17 protein-coding genes are annotated in these 16,395 nt (G+C 63.3%); 10 read left to right on the forward strand and 7 right to left on the reverse strand.

The features are described from left to right. Positions 1-3: 3 nt before the first annotated feature. Positions 4-942, reverse strand: coding sequence for a GntR family transcriptional regulator (locus NKI38_RS13340; RefSeq protein ID WP_352658256.1), 939 nt, complete (start codon positions 940-942; stop codon positions 4-6). A gap of 230 nt (positions 943-1,172) precedes the next feature. Between NKI38_RS13340 and NKI38_RS13345 the strand changes: the two genes are divergently transcribed. The 9 genes from NKI38_RS13345 (at position 1,173) to NKI38_RS13385 (ending at position 9,491) form a co-directional block, all read left to right on the forward strand. Then, positions 1,173-2,237 (forward strand): polyamine ABC transporter substrate-binding protein, encoded by a 1,065-nt coding sequence (locus NKI38_RS13345; protein ID WP_352658258.1) that lies wholly within the window; start codon positions 1,173-1,175, stop codon positions 2,235-2,237. 238 nt (positions 2,238-2,475) lie between these two features. Further along, on the forward strand, positions 2,476-3,318 hold the full coding sequence (locus tag NKI38_RS13350; protein ID WP_352658344.1) for an ABC transporter permease: 843 nt from the start codon (positions 2,476-2,478) through the stop codon (positions 3,316-3,318). A 183-nt stretch (positions 3,319-3,501) separates the two neighbouring features. Further along, entirely contained in the window at positions 3,502-4,293 is a 792-nt protein-coding gene (locus NKI38_RS13355; RefSeq protein WP_352658260.1) for an ABC transporter permease, read from the forward strand. Next, positions 4,290-5,363, forward strand: a complete 1,074-nt coding sequence (locus tag NKI38_RS13360; RefSeq protein WP_352658262.1) for an ABC transporter ATP-binding protein — start codon at positions 4,290-4,292, stop codon at positions 5,361-5,363. Before NKI38_RS13355 ends, NKI38_RS13360 begins: the two co-directional genes overlap by 4 nt. A gap of 13 nt (positions 5,364-5,376) precedes the next feature. Next, positions 5,377-6,651, forward strand: a complete 1,275-nt coding sequence (locus NKI38_RS13365; protein WP_352658264.1) for a glycosyltransferase — start codon at positions 5,377-5,379, stop codon at positions 6,649-6,651. 238 nt (positions 6,652-6,889) lie between these two features. Then, positions 6,890-7,240 carry a cupin domain-containing protein gene (locus NKI38_RS13370; RefSeq protein WP_352658266.1) on the forward strand — a complete coding sequence of 117 codons (351 nt, stop codon included), beginning with the start codon at positions 6,890-6,892 and terminating at the stop codon, positions 7,238-7,240. A 17-nt stretch (positions 7,241-7,257) separates the two neighbouring features. Continuing rightward, entirely contained in the window at positions 7,258-7,599 is a 342-nt protein-coding gene (locus NKI38_RS13375; RefSeq protein WP_352630946.1) for a cupin domain-containing protein, read from the forward strand. 17 nt (positions 7,600-7,616) lie between these two features. Continuing rightward, entirely contained in the window at positions 7,617-7,961 is a 345-nt protein-coding gene (locus NKI38_RS13380; RefSeq protein WP_352658268.1) for a cupin domain-containing protein, read from the forward strand. A 21-nt stretch (positions 7,962-7,982) separates the two neighbouring features. Beyond that, positions 7,983-9,491 (forward strand): aldehyde dehydrogenase family protein, encoded by a 1,509-nt coding sequence (locus tag NKI38_RS13385; RefSeq protein WP_352658270.1) that lies wholly within the window; start codon positions 7,983-7,985, stop codon positions 9,489-9,491. A gap of 107 nt (positions 9,492-9,598) precedes the next feature. On the opposite strand, the gene NKI38_RS13390 is transcribed toward NKI38_RS13385, so the two are convergent. The 6 genes from NKI38_RS13390 to NKI38_RS13415 form a co-directional block, all read right to left on the reverse strand. After that, positions 9,599-10,357, reverse strand: a complete 759-nt coding sequence (locus tag NKI38_RS13390) for a hypothetical protein (protein WP_352658272.1) — start codon at positions 10,355-10,357, stop codon at positions 9,599-9,601. Positions 10,358-10,669: 312 nt separating this feature from the next. Continuing rightward, the gene (locus NKI38_RS13395) at positions 10,670-11,431 is read right to left on the reverse strand and encodes an SDR family NAD(P)-dependent oxidoreductase (RefSeq protein WP_352658273.1); all 762 of its coding nucleotides are present in this window, start codon (positions 11,429-11,431) and stop codon (positions 10,670-10,672) included. Positions 11,432-11,441: 10 nt separating this feature from the next. Next, the gene (locus NKI38_RS13400; RefSeq protein WP_352658275.1) at positions 11,442-12,254 is read right to left on the reverse strand and encodes an ABC transporter permease; all 813 of its coding nucleotides are present in this window, start codon (positions 12,252-12,254) and stop codon (positions 11,442-11,444) included. Next, positions 12,254-13,117 (reverse strand): ABC transporter permease, encoded by an 864-nt coding sequence (locus NKI38_RS13405; RefSeq protein WP_352658277.1) that lies wholly within the window; start codon positions 13,115-13,117, stop codon positions 12,254-12,256. The genes NKI38_RS13400 and NKI38_RS13405 overlap by 1 nt, the downstream gene beginning before the upstream one ends. A 73-nt stretch (positions 13,118-13,190) precedes the next feature. Beyond that, complete coding sequence (locus NKI38_RS13410; RefSeq protein ID WP_352658279.1) at positions 13,191-14,354, reverse strand: ABC transporter substrate-binding protein; 1,164 nt, start codon at positions 14,352-14,354, stop codon at positions 13,191-13,193. Continuing rightward, a complete protein-coding gene (locus NKI38_RS13415; protein ID WP_352658281.1) occupies positions 14,335-15,471 on the reverse strand; it encodes an ABC transporter ATP-binding protein in 1,137 nt (378 codons plus the stop codon). Before NKI38_RS13415 ends, NKI38_RS13410 begins: the two co-directional genes overlap by 20 nt. 117 nt (positions 15,472-15,588) lie before the next feature. Between NKI38_RS13415 and NKI38_RS13420 the strand changes: the two genes are divergently transcribed. After that, positions 15,589-16,395: a response regulator transcription factor gene (locus NKI38_RS13420; RefSeq protein ID WP_352658283.1), complete on the forward strand. Its 807-nt coding sequence runs from the start codon at positions 15,589-15,591 to the stop codon at positions 16,393-16,395.

Here is a 16,395-nt window from a genome sequence, read left to right on the forward strand (position 1 = left end):
TCGTCATTCCGGCCGGCTGATCATGCCGAACAGCGCGGGAGCCCCGCGGCTGGCCGCTTGTGGTCGCTGGTTGCGGGAGAGCCGCAGATGAATGCGAAGCAGATCGGCCGCCACCTCATACTGCAGGCTTTCAAGATGGTCGAGTATAACAAGGTGTTCGCGCAGCGATTGCCGCAAGCGGAAGACGTTGACGCCGGCATAGATGCCCGGCAGCCGGCGCAGCCTGAGGTGATCGGACAGCGCGTCGGCAACGAAGCGGTTGGCGCAGCCCTCGGCCAGCATACCGTGAAAATCGATATCCAGCCGCTGGAACTCGCGCGTGTCGAATGCGGCGTCCGGCAATGCCACCAGCGCTTCCATGCCCTGGCGCAACGCCGCCGCCCGCGCGCCGTCCAGCCGGAAGCCCGGCGTCAGGATGGCCGCGGGCTCCAGCAGCAAGCGGAACTCGTAGCTGTCGCCTTGTGCTTCCGGATCGCCGGGCGTGCGCCGAAACAGCCAGGACTGACCAGGCGCACGGTCGAGCAGATTCTCTTCGGTCAGTTTATTGAGAGCTTTTAGTACCGTCTTGCGCTCGGCATTGTAGCGCCGCATCAGCCCTGCGACCGTCACCGTCTGGTCCAGCCGCCGCGCCGAGCGGTCGCGCAGGATCGCCTCGGCCAGTTCATCCTCCTCGGCAGCGGGCAATTCTGTGGCGACCGAAGCCTGCGCGGTGAGGTCGATTGCCAGGTGATAACCGGAATCCGCCTCCCAGCGTACGACGCCCCGCTCCGCGAGCAGGCCGAGCGCCGCCCGCACCGGCGTGCGCGAGACATTGCACAGCGACGCGATCTGCTGCTCCGGCAAGCGTGCGCCGGGTTCAAAACCGCGCTGCCGCGCCACATCCAGGATGCGCTGCGCCAGGTCGAGATGGTTGGTGCGAGGTCGTCGGGCTGCGGCTTGCATGAGTGATCTCGTGAACGGACGTGACCGCATTGATTTGACCGATCGCCTGCGCGGACGCAATCGGCCAGATTCCTCGGTCGCTTGACAAATTATGGATTGACGTACTTTTTTCTGCAATAGTACTGTCAGGACAATCGGCGAGAAAAAGACCGAGGGAACAGGATCATGGCAGCGGCATGGGTCGCAGCCGGCGAATGAAATTCGACGATCAACCGGAATGGGAGTCTGTCATGACCGCTACCAGCCTGCGGCGCCGTGCGCTGAAAACATCTTCGATCGCACTCGGCCTGGCCTTGGCGCTGTCCGCGCCGGCGATGGCCGCCGACCTCGTCATTTCCAACTGGGACGGCTACATGGCGCCAGACGCCATGGCCGCCTTCAAGACCGCGACCGGCGTCTCCGGCGAAGTCGTGGTCCACGCCACCAATGAAGAGATCATGGGCAAGCTCATCGCCGCCGGCGGCAAGGGTTATGACGTGGTCTTCGTTTCCTCGCCCTTCGCCGAAGTGTTGAACAAGCTCGGCCTGATCGAGCCGATCGACCATGCCAAGATACCGAACCTCGCCAATCTCTATCCGGAAGCGACCAAGCTGCCGCACGATGTCGGCAATGCATTCTCCGTCCCCTACACCTGGGGCACCACCGGCCTCTGCTACCGCTCGGATCTAGTCAAGACAGTGCCGACCAGCTGGAGCGATCTGCTTAGCCCTTCCGACGAATTGAAGGGCAAGACCACCATGCTGGCCACCGACCGCTGGCTGCTGGCCGCCGGGCAGCTCGACAAGGGCTATTCGGTCAACGAAACCGACTCGGCCAAGATGGCCGAGGTGAAGGACCTGCTGATCTCGGCCAAGAAAACCCTGCTCGCCTATGACGACACCACCTTCTATTCCAAGCTGGTTTCGGGCGAAGCGCTGATGGTGCAGGCATGGGACGGCTGGTGCAATTACGGCATAGCCGACAAGCCCGAGATCAAATACGTCATCCCCAAGGAAGGTTCCGACCTCTGGGTCGACACGATGGTGGTGATGAAGGCCTCCGCCAACAAGGACGCCGCCTTCCAGTTTATCAACTTCATGCTCGACGCCAAGAACCACGCCTGGGCGGCGCAGAACATCGACTACAAGGTGCCGAACAAGCCGGCGATGGAAAGCCTGCCAGCCGATTTCCTGACCAAATTCCCCAACATGGCGATGCCGGTGGCGGACCTCGTCAAGTTCGAGCAGCTGCGTGACGTCGGCGACGCCCAGCGCGACTATTCGAAGATCGTCAGCGAGATCAAGGCCGCGCAGTAAGCGCTAGTTTCAGCATCTAGGAATCAAGCTTGCATTCCGTGTCGCCCCCCTCTGGCCTGCCGGCCATCTCCCCCTCAAGGGGGGAGATTGGCTGTGGCATCGCTTTGGCCAATCTTCAACGCTTCAGGGTGAGTGGGACCTTGGGGCTGCTAATCTCCTCCCTTGAGGGGGAGATGGCCGGCAGGCCAGAGGGGGGTGCGGCGTGACGCCTCCCGTTCCCTCCCGCTCTTCCCTGCTGATGGCCCCGGCCCTGGCCTGGCTGACTGCGCTGATGGTGGTGCCGTGCGCGCTGGTGCTGGCGCTCGCCTTCTTCCGGCGCGGTATCTATGGCGGCATCGAATACACTTTCACGTTGGAGAATTTCGGCCTGGTCCTCGACCCGCTCTATGCCGGCATCTTCCTCAACTCGGCGCGCATCGCCGGCACCGCGACCTTGATCGCGGCGGTGATCGGCTATGCCGCCGCCTACGCTATCGCAGCCGCCCCGCGCCGGCTGCAGCCAATTTTCCTGTTCTTCGCCGTGTTGCCGTTCTGGTCCAACTATCTGATCCGCACCTATGCCTGGATCGTGCTGCTCAACCGCGAGGGCCTGATCACCCAGTTGCTGCGCTGGTTCGGCTACACCGGCGAACCACCATCAATGCTCTACACGGAAGGCGCCGTCATCGCCGGTCTGGTCTACAACTACCTGCCCTTCGTCATCCTCGCCTGCTATGCGCCGCTGTCGCGGCTCAACCCGGAACTCGCCGAAGCCTCGCGTGACCTCGGCGCCTCCGCCATCACCACATTCAGGCGTGTCATCCTGCCGCTGACCGTGCCCGGCATCGCGGCCGGTGCGGTGTTCGTCTTCGTGCTGTCGATCGGCAATTTCGTCACCCCGGCACTACTCGGCGGCGGCCGCTTCCAGATGATCGGCAATCTCGTCTACGACCAGTTCCTGACCGCCAATGACTGGCCGTTCGGGGCGGCACTCGCCATGGCGCTGATCGCCATCATGCTTCTGGTGCTGATGGCGCAGGCGCTGGCCGCCAACCGCGCCTCGGGCCATGCGGCGCAAGCCGGCGGAGACACCGATGGCTGAGCGCTCCTTCTTTCCCTTCTCCCCGTTCACGGGGAGAAGGTGCCCCGAAGGGGCGGATGAGGGGCGGCGCCAGCTTCTGCAAGGTTGGGCGCTGCCCCTCATCTGCCTGCCGGCATCTTCTCCCCGTGAACGGGGAGAAGGACGCAGTTTGCTTCCGCAGCTCCAAACCATCGGAGGGCAGCGATGAATCAATCTCTTGTTCGCGCTTTCGGCATGCGGACGATTCTCGTTCTCGTCTTCGCTTTCCTCTACATCCCCATCGCCGTGCTGGTGGCGCTTTCCTTCAACGAAGGCGGCTTGCCGACGGCATGGTCGGGCTTTTCGCTGAAATGGTACGCCTCGTTGGCGGGCAATTCCGCGATCCTCTCCGCCGCCCTCAACACGCTGATCGTCGCGCTGGTCTCGACGGCAATCGCCACGCTGCTCGGAACGCTGCTGGCGATCGGCGTCGAGATGCGCCGGCAATACGGCAAGGGTCTCGAAGCGCTGATCTTCGCGCCGATGATCATTCCCGACATCGTGCTGGCGATTGCGCTGCTCTCGTTCTTCTCAATGCTCAACCTGACCATGGGCCTGCACACCATCATTCTCGCCCATGTCGTCTTCAACCTCGCCTTCGTCTGCTCGGTGGTGCGCGCGCGGCTGAAGAGTTTCGACTGGTCGATCGTCGAGGCTTCCGCCGATCTCGGCGCTTCCGCCGTCACGACCTTCCGGCGCGTGACATTGCCGGTTATCGCGCCGGCAGTGATCGCCGGCGCGCTGCTTGCCTTCACCCTGTCGGTCGACGAGTTCATTATCGCCTTCTTCACCGCCGGCGCCGGCCGTGCCTCGACGACGCTGCCGATGCAGATCTACGCCATGATCCGCTTCGGCATCACGCCGGAGATTAACGCGCTGGCGACCATCGTCATGGCGGTCTCGATCACCGCGCTGACCCTGTCGCAGCGGCTCAACCGTGGGATCATTGGCCAATGAGCGAACATCGCACGCTTTTGGCCATCGACAATGTGTCGAAGAATTTCGGCCGGGTGACGGCTGTCGACGGCGTCTCACTCGACATCAGAGAGAACGAGTTCTTCGCCTTGCTCGGCCCGTCAGGCTGCGGCAAGACCACGCTGCTGCGCATGCTGGCCGGTTTCGAGACGCCCAATGACGGGCGCATTCTGCTCGACGGCCACGACATCGCCAGGACCCCGCCCAACAAGCGGCCGGTCAATCTGATGTTCCAGTCCTACGCGCTGTTTCCGCATATGAGCGTCCGCGCCAATGTGTCCTACGGCCTCGAAATGGAGCATTTGCCAGCTAAGGAAATCCGCTCCCGCGTCGACGCTATCCTGGCGACCACCGAACTCGTCCCCTTCGCCGACCGCAAGCCGGAGCAATTGTCGGGTGGCCAGAAGCAGCGCGTCGCGCTGGCCCGCGCGCTGGTCAAGCGGCCCCGACTGCTGTTGCTCGACGAACCGCTCGGCGCGCTCGACAAGAAACTGCGCGGCGCCATGCAACTGGAATTGAAGCGCCTGCAGCACGAGGTCGGCATCACCTTCGTCATCGTCACCCACGACCAGGAAGAATCGCTTGTCATGGCCGACCGCATGGCGGTGCTCAAGGATGGCAAGCTGCTGCAATGCGACACGCCGCACGCGATCTATGAGCACCCGGCCGACCGTTTCGTTGCCGACTTCATCGGCGTGATGAATTTTGTGCCGGGCAAGGTGTCAGCCGATGGCGTGCTGACGACAAACGGCACGCGCATTACCGGCAAGGTTCCCGCCACACTTTCGCCCGAGGCATCCGCTGTCGCGTCGGTGCGGCCCGAGCGCATCCGGCTTTTCCCATCGGCCGAGACCGCCAACCGCACCACCGGCACGGTCGAAGCGTTGGCCTATCAGGGCCTCGACCTGCAGCTGCATGTCCGCACGCCCCTGTCGCCAAAACCGTTCCTGGTGCGCGTCACCGCCGATGCCGCCGACCGCCGGCCGGTCTCGTCGGGCGACCAGGTCGAACTGGGCTGGGACCCCGCCGATGTCAGAATTTTCGCAGAATGACAGGAGTAGCTTGATGGCGCAGAAGACGATCGCGTTTTTTCCCGAAGCGGCCTACGGCCCGGCGCTGAATTCCGTCGGCATCGCCCAGGCGGTCGAGGCGCGCGGCCACAAGGCGGTGTTCCTGTCCGATCCCGGCTTCGTTGATGTCTACAAGGGCTACGGCTTCGAGGCGCATCCGGTAAACCTGTCCGAGCCGATGCCGCCCGAGCAGATGGCGAAGTTCTGGGAGGATTTCATCAATGGCCACATCCCGAACTTCCGCAAATCGCCCTACGACCAGGTCGACAATTACGTCAAGGATTGCTGGACGGCGATCGTCGACAGCGCGAAGTGGGCGCAGAAGGATCTGCCGCGCGTTCTGGCCGGCATCAAGCCTGACGTGATCTGCGTCGACAACGTCATCCTGTTCCCTGCGATCAAGCAGTACGGCAAGCCGTGGGTGCGCGTCATCTCCTGCTCGGAAAACGAGATCGAGGACGAGGACATCCCGCCGCATCTGTCAGGCTGCGGCGAGAACGATCATGCCGGACACCAGCGCTATCGCGATCATTTCAACGCCGTCATCAAGCCGATCCATGACGACTTCAACACCTTCCTCACCGCCAATAACGAGGCGCCCTATCCGATCGGCCAGTTCTTCGAAGCCTCGCCCTATTTGAACCTGCTGCTCTATCCCGAAGCGGCAAAGTTCAAGCGCCGCCATCCGCTCGACCCGGCAAAGTTCCAGTATCTCGAAGGCTGCGTGCGGCAGGAGAAGCCATACACGGTGCCGACCTTCGCGAAAAACAATGACGGGCCGCTACTCTACGTCTCCTTCGGCAGTCTCGGCGCCGGCGATGTCGACCTGCTGAAGCGCATTATCGCGACGCTGGACAAGACGCGCTACCGGGCACTGGTCAATGTCGGCGGCTACAAGGACCAGTATACGGACGTGCCCGGCAACGTAATCGTCGAAAGCTGGTTCCCGCAGCCTTCGGTCATCCCGCAGGTCGATGCTGTCATTCACCATGGCGGCAACAACTCGTTCACCGAATGCCTCTATTTCGGCAAGCCGGCCATCATCATGCCCTATGTCTGGGACGGCCACGACAATGCCACCCGCGTCGAGGAAACCGGCCATGGCTTCGGCATGCCGCGCTACGATTGGACCGATGCCGGGCTGATCACAAAGATCGAAGCGTGTCTGACCGATCCGAAGATGAAGGCCAAGCTGGCAAAGACATCGGCACAGATGCAGGGGCAGAATGGGCCGGAGAAGGCGGCTGGGTCGTTGGAGGGATTGCTGTGAGCGCGATGTCCGACATGCCGAGCCAAGGCACCCCCCTCTGGCCTGCCGGCCATCTCCCCCTCAAGGGGGGAGATTGGCTGTCACCACCGCTTTCGCCAATCGCAAAGCTAGGGAGCAAGGCACCGTCGCAGAAACTGCCAATCTCCCCCCTTGAGGGGGAGATGTCCGGCAGGACAGAGGGGGGCCTCGTAGAGCCGCAACGGGTCGGCGTTGAGCATCATAGTCATGGAGCACACCCATGACCTCCTCCGCCCCGCACCTTTACCAGGCCACCACCCGCACCGACCTCGTCGACTGGGGCGTCCAGCCGGATGCTTTGGACGGCGCTTCGCACTCGACCGGCAAACTCGTGCACAAAGGGCCGAACAACCAGCCGGAATCCGGCATATGGGTCTGCACGCCGGGCCGCTGGCGGCTCTCGATCCCGCGCGACGAGTTGTGCCATTTCGTTGCCGGCCGTGCGACCTACCGATCGGATGTCGGCGAAGTGGTAGAGGTCACCACCGGGACCGTGGTCATGTTCCCTGCTGGCTGGACAGGCGAATGCACCGTGCATGAGACCATGCGCAACGTCTATATGCTGGCCTGATCCACGGAGTTGAAGACATGCCGACACCGCACTGGCCGAAGGCCTCGAGCGTGGAACTGGAGGATTGGGGCGCGGGCAGCAATACGCTTGCCGGCGCGCCGCGCGCCTCGGGCAGGATCCTGTCGCAAAACCCGGACGGATCGAGTGAATGCGGCCTGTGGTCGTGCACGCCGGGCACGCGCAAGGTCACCTTTGGCGCTGACGAATTCTGCCACTTCCTCTCAGGGCACGGCAGCTACGTCCATGACGACGGCGAACGGATTGCTGTCGAGGCCGGCACGCTGGTGTTCTTTCCCGCCGGGTGGACCGGCATCTCCATCATCACGCAAACGCTGACCAAGGCCTTCATGTGCCGGTGAGCTTCAAGGAAATCGATATGACAACGCCGATCATGAAATCCCCCCTCGCCATGTCAGACCTCGTCGACTGGGGTGTCATCTCGACGATGATCGAGGGCGAATCCCGCACCTCGGGCAAGTTGCTGCACAAGGGGCCGGAAGGCCGCTCCGAATGCGGGCTTTGGGTCTGCACGCCAGGCAAATGGCACTGCCACGTCACCCGCGACGAGTTCTGCCACTTCCTCGAAGGCCGCTGCACCTATGTCCATGAATCCGGCGAAGTCATCGAGATCGAGCCGGACACGGCGGCCTTCTTCCCGCAGGACTGGAAAGGCGTCTGCACCGTCCATGAGACCATCAAGAAGGTCTACATGATCCGCTGAGCGGATCTGAGAGGGATGCCCATGGATTTCTCCCCTGACCGGCCGGTTTTCTTCGTCAATCCGGACTACCGGCCGATGACCGGCGTGAACAAACCGGTGATCGATCCGGCGACGCTCGAAACCGTCGGCACTATCTCGGCCGCTACCGACGGCGAGATCGACGCCGCGCTCACCGCTGCTACCAAGGCGCAGGCCGCCTGGAAAAAGCTCGACGCCAAGAGCCGGGCAAAGCACCTGCATGCCGTCGCCAATGCCATCGAGGCGGCGGACTTCACGCGCTGCGCCGAGCTGATGGTGCGCGAGATGGGCAAGCCCTATCCCGAAGCGATCGGCGAAATCGCCAATTGCGCGCCGATTTTCCGCTACTATGCCGAGATGGCGCGCGACGACGCCGGCAAGATCGCCGGCACGACGCAGGCTGGTTCGTTTCAATATGCGCGCTACGAGCCCTATGGCGTGTCGGTCCACATCATGCCCTACAACTTCCCGATCCTCTTGATGTGCTGGACCGTCGCGGCATCGCTTGCATCAGGCAATGCCTGCATCATCAAGCCGGCCGAGGCGACAACGCTGTCGACGCTGGACTACATGACCGTGTTCCGCTCGCTGCCGGAAGGGCTGGTCTCCTGCCTGCCTGGCGGAGCGGCCACGGCGCAGGCGCTGATCGCTTCCGACCGCACCCACGCGGTCGCCTTCACCGGCTCGGTCGCCGCCGGCGAGGCAGTGGCCGTGGCCTGCGCCGGACGCATGAAACCTTGCGTCATCGAGGCCGGCGGCAGCGATCCGCTGATTATCAGCCAGCACGCCCCGCTCGACGTGGCGGCGGCCGGGAGCGTCACCGCCGCCTTCCATCTCACCGGCCAGGTCTGCACCTCGGCCGAGCGTTTCTTCGTGGTCGATTCGGTTCATGATCGTTTCGTCGAGCTGTTCGCCGAAAAGACGCGTGCCCTGCGTATCGGCAACGGCATGGACAAGACCGAGATCGGCCCGATGGTCAGTGAGGCCGCGCGGGCCAAGGTGATCCGCTTGGTGGACGATGCGATCGCTCATGGCGCCAAAGCAGTGACTGGTGGGCGTATCCCGCCGGCACACAACACCGGCTGGTTCTACGAACCGACGATCCTGACGGGCGTCACGCCAGACATGGCCATCGTGCGCGAGGAGTGCTTCGGCCCGGTCGCCGCCATCTGCCGGGTGAAAAGTTTCGACGAGGCGATCCGGCTTGCCAATGACAGCCCGTTCGGGCTCGGCGCCTCCGTCTTCACCACCGACCTGGCCGAGGCGCATGAGGCAGCCGAAAGGCTCGAGGCCGGCATGGTCTGGGTCAACAATCCGCTGATCGACAATGACGCTCTGCCCTTCGGCGGTTGGAAGGCCTCGGGCCTCGGCCGCGAGCTTGGCCGCCAGGGACTGGATGCCTTCCGCCGCTCCAAAATGGTGATCATCGACCACAAACCGGCGATCCAGGAATGGTGGTATCCCTATCCCGACAGCTGGTTCCGCGCGACCGGCGGCCGCAAGCACGTATGAATGTCTCGAAACTTAGCCTGCCCGATCATGGCCGGGAAACAGCAATGCCGCCGGGCGAGACCCGGCGGCATCTTTGACTGGCTACTGCCGTTTCGGCGGCGAAATCGCTACGGCGTCGTTTCCGCTTCAATCGCGGCCGCCGTCTGGTCGATCTTGCCGGCAAGAACCCCTTGGGCCCAGGCCGTAACCTCGGCATCGACGGGCTTGTTGGCCATGTCCGTCAGCGCCGCGTCGAGCGAGGCGTCATCGGTGCCCTCCGTTGCCGCGGCAGCCGCCTCATTGGCGGCGGTGACCTCAGCCTCCTGGGCGGTGATTTCGGCCTGCAGATCCGCTATCTTCCCAGGCAAGGCCGCCTGATCTTCGGGCGTCATGGCCGCAATCTCATCGGCCGTCAGCGACGTCAAGGCGTTCAACTGCGAATTCAGCGCATCCAGCTTATCCTGGGCCGCCTCGGCGGCGGCCTCGGCGACCTTGGCTTTCGCGGACTGAGTCACGAAAGCCTGAATGGCAGCGAACTTCTTGCTCTTCGAGTTCATGTAGGCGTTGATGTTGCGCTGCAGTGAGTTCAGCCGGCCAAGCTTGGCGTGGATGTTTTTCTCCTTGGGCACGGCCGAGACCTTTGTGGTCGTGTCGACCGTGGTGTCGTCCACTTTGGCCTTTGCCACCTGCCCCCGAGCCGACGCGGACTTGCCGTGCGAAGTGCTGCTCTTGCCGCCGCCGTTGCCATTGCCGCCACCGTTCCCGCCGGAATTGCCACCGCCGCTACCGTGCCCGTTGCCACCGCCGTGCCCGTTGCCGGCCATCGCCGGAGACGCCAGAAGCGCCAATGCGGCAAGCGCCGCGAACAGAGTTTTTCGATTTGTCATGGTAACCTCCTCGGGGAATCGCCACCCTTCGCCCGACCGCTAGGCGACCGTCGTATGAGAAATAGCTAATTGTACAGAGTAAACTTTAGACAAATGCTGTCTCAATACGCGAGCTGGCAACCGGCCGACACCATAACCATTTGATATCAAATACAAATCAGCGCGCTTGGACGTCCATGGCACTGAAGTCCCATGCCGGCCGGACCATAGTCCTGGCTGCCGACCAGCGGCACGAAGAAAGTCGTAAAGCAGTGCATCGGAGAGGCGTTGAAATAAAGGAAAACAAAGGAAGTTGATGACCGAAACGTAGTCTCAGCCGATGCTTTCGCCGCCATCGATCACCAGCGCCTGACCGGTCATGAAGGATGAGCGGTCGGAGACGAGGAACAGGATCGCTTCGGCGATCTCATCGGCGCTGGCCCAGCGCCCCATCGGGATTTTGGTGCGGACATAGGTTTCGATCGCCTCGCGTCCACCCATCTGGGCGATGAACGGTTCGTTGAACGGCGTGTCGACCCAGCCCGGGCAGAGCGCGTTGACGCGGACATTGTGCCGGGCATAGTCGAGCGACATCTGCCGTGTCATCGCCACCACCGCATGTTTGGAGGTGGCGTAGGCGATCATCTCGCGGTCGTAGAACACGCCCGAATTGGAGGCTGTGTTGAGGATAACGCCGCCGCCTCGTGCGACCATCGATGGCATGACCATCCTGGCCGCCAGGAACTGCGCCCGCACATTGACCCGCCACGAGGCATCCATGCCTTCGGTCTCGACTTCGGTCAGCGTGCCGCCGACCTGGATGCCGGCATGATTGTGCAGGATGTCGATGCGCCCATGCCTGTCGAGCGTGCCGGCAATGAGTTGCCCGACCGCCGCGTCCTCAGCGACATCGGTCGCGATCGCCTCGGCCTGCCCGCCCACTGCCTGGATGTCCGAAGCCGTTGCTTCGCCAGCGGCCTGATCCCTGTCGGCGATGACGACCACCGCGCCCTCCCTGGCCATGATCATGGCGCCGGCGCGCCCGATGCCGGAGCCGGCGCCTGTCACCACGGCGATGCGGTCTTTGAGGATCATGATGCGACTTTCAGTTCGATGGTTTGCGCTGGCGCAGCTGCCATTGGGCAAGCACCACAATCAGCACGGAGGCGACGAGCACGATCGTCGCGATGGCATTGATTTCCGGCGTCACCCCGCGCCGGATCGACGCAAAGACATAGATCGGCAACGTCGTCTGCGCCCCGGCGACGAAGAAGGCGACGATAAAATCGTCGAAGGAGAAGGTGAAGGCGAGCAGGAAGCCGGCAACGACGGCCGGCATGATCTGCGGAAACACGATGCTGCGGAACGTCGTCAGCGGCGTGGCGTAGAGATCGCTCGACGCCTCGACCAGATTGCGGTCGAGGCTGCCCAGCCGCGTGCCGACGATCATCGTCACCAGCGCCATCGAGAACAGCCCATGCGCCGCGATGATCGAACCGTAGCCGAGCGCCAGGCGCGGCGGCTGGTCGTCAGGCCAGATCGAGGCGAGAAACGGATTGACGACCGTGAACAACTGGACGAGCGCGACCAGCGTCGAAATGCCGATAACGACGCCCGGAACGACGATCGCGGCACCCAGCAGGGCATCGAAGACAGCGCGGGTCCGGACGCTGACGCGCGCCAGGCCGAGCGCAGCCGCCGTGCCGCACAGCGCCGCCAGCGAGGCGCTGGTGGTGGCGATGAACAGGCTGTTCTTCAGCGCTTCGACCAGGAACGGGTTGGCCAGCGCCTTGCCGTACCATTGCACCGAAAAGCCGGTGAACTCGCTGGCATGGTGGCCTGCATTGAAGGAGAACAGCACGACCAGCGCGATCGGCAGATAGAGGAAGGCGAAGACGGCAATGACGAAGGCGCGCATCAGATCAGATCCACCCGGCGCGCGCCCGAAACCCGGGTCGAGATGCGGTTGGCGGCAATCAGCACCACCACCGAGACCAGCACCAGCGTGATGGCGATGGCCGATCCGAACGGCCAGTTACGCGACTGCAGGAACAGGTCGACCAGCGCATTGCCGATGAAGAACACCTTGCCGCCGCCGAGCAGCGTCGGGATCAGATATTCGCCAAGCAGCAGGATCATCACCAGCGAGAAGCCGGTCATCACGCCCGGCAGCGACAGTTTCAGGGTTACGCCAAGGAAAGTCGAAATCGGCGTCGCACCGAGATCGGCGGAGGCTTCCAACAGCCTGCGATCAAGCCGCTCGAGGCTGACATAGATCGGCAGGATCATCAGCGGCAGATAGCCGTAGACGATGCCGAGCAGCACTGCGCCCGGCGTATTGATCAGCCTGACATCCTCGAACCCGATATAAGCAAGCAATGCCGGGATGCCGCGCCCGCCCAGCACATACATCCAGGCATAGGTCCGCATCAGAAGGCTGGTCCAGAACGGGATGACGACCAGCGCCAACAGGATCAGCCGCCAGCGCTGCGGCGCCTGCAAGGCGAGGTAATAGGCAACCGGATAGGCGACGAACAGACAGGCAAGCGCCCCCACCGGCGCCAGCAGCATCGTGTTCCAGAACGCGGTCGCGCGCGCCGGAAGATTGGCATATTGCGCCAGCGTAAAGGCAGCCTGATAGCCGCCTTCCGGCGCCCGTTCGCCGACGCTGAACACGGCGATGGCGATGAACGGCAGCACCAGAAACACCACCAGCCACGCGGTCGCCGGACCGAGCAGCATGGCGGTCAGAAGATTCTTGCGAAGACGGCTGCCGTGCATGGAAGGATTGCCCCGTGCCGGCGGGCATGACCCGCCGGTCAAGTTATCTGAGTCGAATTTGAGGCGGCTTGGCTTAGGCCGACTTGAAGCGCGCCATCAATTCGGCGCGGCCGGGATCGGTCAGCGTCGCCGCCGCGCCGAATTCCAGCGGCGTCAACAAGTCCGCCGCCGGATAGAGGATCGGATTGTCGAGCACCTCCTTCGGCAGCAGCTTGTTGACCCGCGCATCGGTCGAAGGCGCACCATTGGCCAGGTGCTCCTTCACCGCGACCTGCGGGTTCATCAGATAGTTGAGCAGGGCATAGCCGGCGGGCTTGTTCGGGGCGTCCTTTGGAATGGCGTAGAAATCGGTCCAGATCTCGCCGCCTTCCTTGCCCAGCACATAGGCGATCTCGGGAATGTCGCGATGCAGCTGCGCACCGTCGTTGGTCCAGCACATGGTCATCCAGGCATCGCCCGCGCGCATCCCCGGTTGATAGTCGGATGAGACCGCGAACAGATGCGGCTTGACCTTCAGCAGCAGTTCTTCCGCCTTGGCGAGTTCGTCTAATTTGAGCGAGTTGAACGAGTAGCCGTAATATTTCAGAGCATTGCCGATCGTGGTCAGCTGGTAGTCGTGCACCATTGTGCGGCTGTCGCCTTCCGCCATGGCGGTGTCCCAGAACTCCTTCCAGCTCGTCATCGGCTTGGTCAGCTTCTTGGTGTTGACGGCAAAGCCGGTGGTGCCCCAGTTCTTCGGCACGGCGTAGGTCACCGCGTCGATCGTGCCCTCCGAGGTGAAGCGCGGATCCTCCTGCGGGCCGTCGAAATTCGGCAGCTTCGCCATCTCCAGCGGCTCGATGATGCCGAGCTTCTTGTAGGTGGAAATCGTGTAGTTGGTCGGCACGAAAAGGCTCCAGCCCGAGGCGCCGGCCTGCAGCTTGGCCAGCATCTCCTCATTGGAGCCGAACACGTTGACCTCGACGGCGACGCCGGTGTCCTTCTTGAAATTTTCGAATGTCGCCGGGTCATGATAATTCGGCCAGGTGGCGATCGACATGCGGTCGCCAAGGCTTTCCGCGGCAAAGGCCGGCGTCGGCATGATGCCGATCTCGCGCGCCATCACCGCCGTCGCAATGCCAAGGCCGGTGAGGCCAAGGAAGTCGCGGCGGCCGATCGAGCCGCGCTTCAGGCGCATCAGCTGATCGACGAAGTTTTCAGGGCTTATCGGCAGTCCATCACGATATGATTTCGACATGTTTATCTACCCTCTGGTTGGTCCCGTTGTTTTTGGTTTCCGGAAACGCCAGCGGCGTTCCGGAGGCAAAGCCGATGGCGACGGGTTCACCCGGCTTGAAGAGATTGCCGTGGCCGATCAGATGATCGGCCTTGGCCAGCAGCGTTCCGATGCCGTGGACCTCGATCGCGTATTCCGCCGTCGAGCCCAGGAAGATCCGGTTGCGGACGATGCCTTTGAAGCGGCTGCTTTCGGAAGTGCCGAGACTGAGCGATTCAGGACGCAGGCTGACCGACACGGCCTCGCCTTGCTGTAAGGCGGTGCGCTTGCGCGCCGCAATCACGGTGCCGTCGGCAAGCGCTACCTCCACCAGATCGCCCATATGCCCGGCGACGGTGCCGCTCAAGAGATTGGTCTTGCCGACAAAATCGGCGACGAACAGGTCGGCCGGCTCATCATAGATCTCGCTCGGCTGTCCGAGCTGGACAATACGGCCGCCATTCATGACGCAGACGAAATCGCTCATCGACAGCGCTTCCTCCTGGTCGTGCGTGACCAGCACGAAGGTGATGCCGATCTCGCGCTGCAGGTTCTGCAACTCGATCTGCATGTCGGTGCGCAGCTTCTTGTCGAGCGCCGCCAGCGGCTCGTCGAGCAGCAGCACCGCCGGCTTGTTGACCAGCGCGCGCGCCAGCGCCACACGCTGCTGCTGGCCGCCGGACAGTTCGTGGATCTTGCGTTGGCCATAGCCGGCAAGCCGCACCATTTCGAGCGCTTCGCCTGCTCTTGAGGTGACCTCGCGCGACGACAGCCGCGGCCTGGCTTGGCGCAGCCCGTAGGCGACATTGTCCTCGACATCGAGATGCGGAAACAGCGCGTATTGCTGGAACACCATGTTGACTGGGCGCCGGTAGGGCGGCGTGCCGGCCATGTCCTGGCCGCGAATGAACACCTTGCCTTCGCTCGGCTGTTCGAAACCGCCGATCATGCGCAGGCACGTGGTCTTGCCGCAGCCGGACGGCCCGAGCAGGGCGACGAAAGCGGATGGCGGGACAGCGAGATCGATGCCGCTCACGGCCGTCACGCCGCCATAGCGCTTGGTGACGCCGCGAAACTCGATGTCGGGCACTGCGGTCAAGGTGCTGGCTCCAGCGGCAGGCGATGCGATTTCAAGACGCTACCAGAGCCAATGCCGGCTAGTATATACCTCGTGGGTGGTATATCTAACCTATTTTCTCGTTTAAGGGGGTATGGATTGTCCCGCAGCGACGAATACAGCCAGCTCGCCACGCTTATCGCAGCGACGCGGGAGACGAGCGGCGACCTCTTCGGCAAGGCGCTGGTCGGTTGGCTGCGGCAGCATGTCAGCTTCGATCACTGCGTGATCTTCGGCTATCGCGGCGCCTCGCGCCCGCCGCTGCTGTTCGAGACCTTCTCGCCGGCCGAAAGCCACGTCTTCGTCGCGCTCTATCAGGAGGGGCCGTATCTGCTCGACCCGTTCCATCACGCGGCGGTCGAACGCAAGGAAGGTTTCTGGCGCATGCGCGAACTGGCGCCGGACCGCTTCTACGCCAGCGAGTATTTTCGCTCCTACTACAGCCAGACCAGGCTGGCCGAGGAGGTCGGCTTCTTCGTGCCGCTGCCCGGCAAGGACGCGCTTGTGCTCTCGCTGATGCGCCTGCGCGCTTCGGGCCCGTTCGGCACCGCCGATGCCAGGCTGCTGCGCGACATGGCGCCGGCGGTGATCAGCTTCATCAGGTTGCGTTGGCCAGCCCTTCCGGCCGACGAGCCGGCAGCAGTGAAGCAGGACGAGACGATAGCGCCGGTCAACGAATTCGACCGTGCTCATATCTGGCAGAGCCTGTCGCTGACGCCGCGCGAAAAGCATGTCGTCGACCTGGTGCTGCAGGGGCATTCCACGGAATCGATCGCCCGGGCGATGCGCATCGTGCCGGGAACCGTGAAGGTCCATCGCCGCAACATCTACCGCAAGCTGAAGATCAAGTCGCAGGCCGGCCTGTTCGCGCGCTTCGTCGAGATCATCGACGCGCGGATCCGGTAA

Source organism: Mesorhizobium sp. M0621 (assembly GCF_040320745.1).
GTDB lineage: Bacteria > Pseudomonadota > Alphaproteobacteria > Rhizobiales > Rhizobiaceae > Mesorhizobium.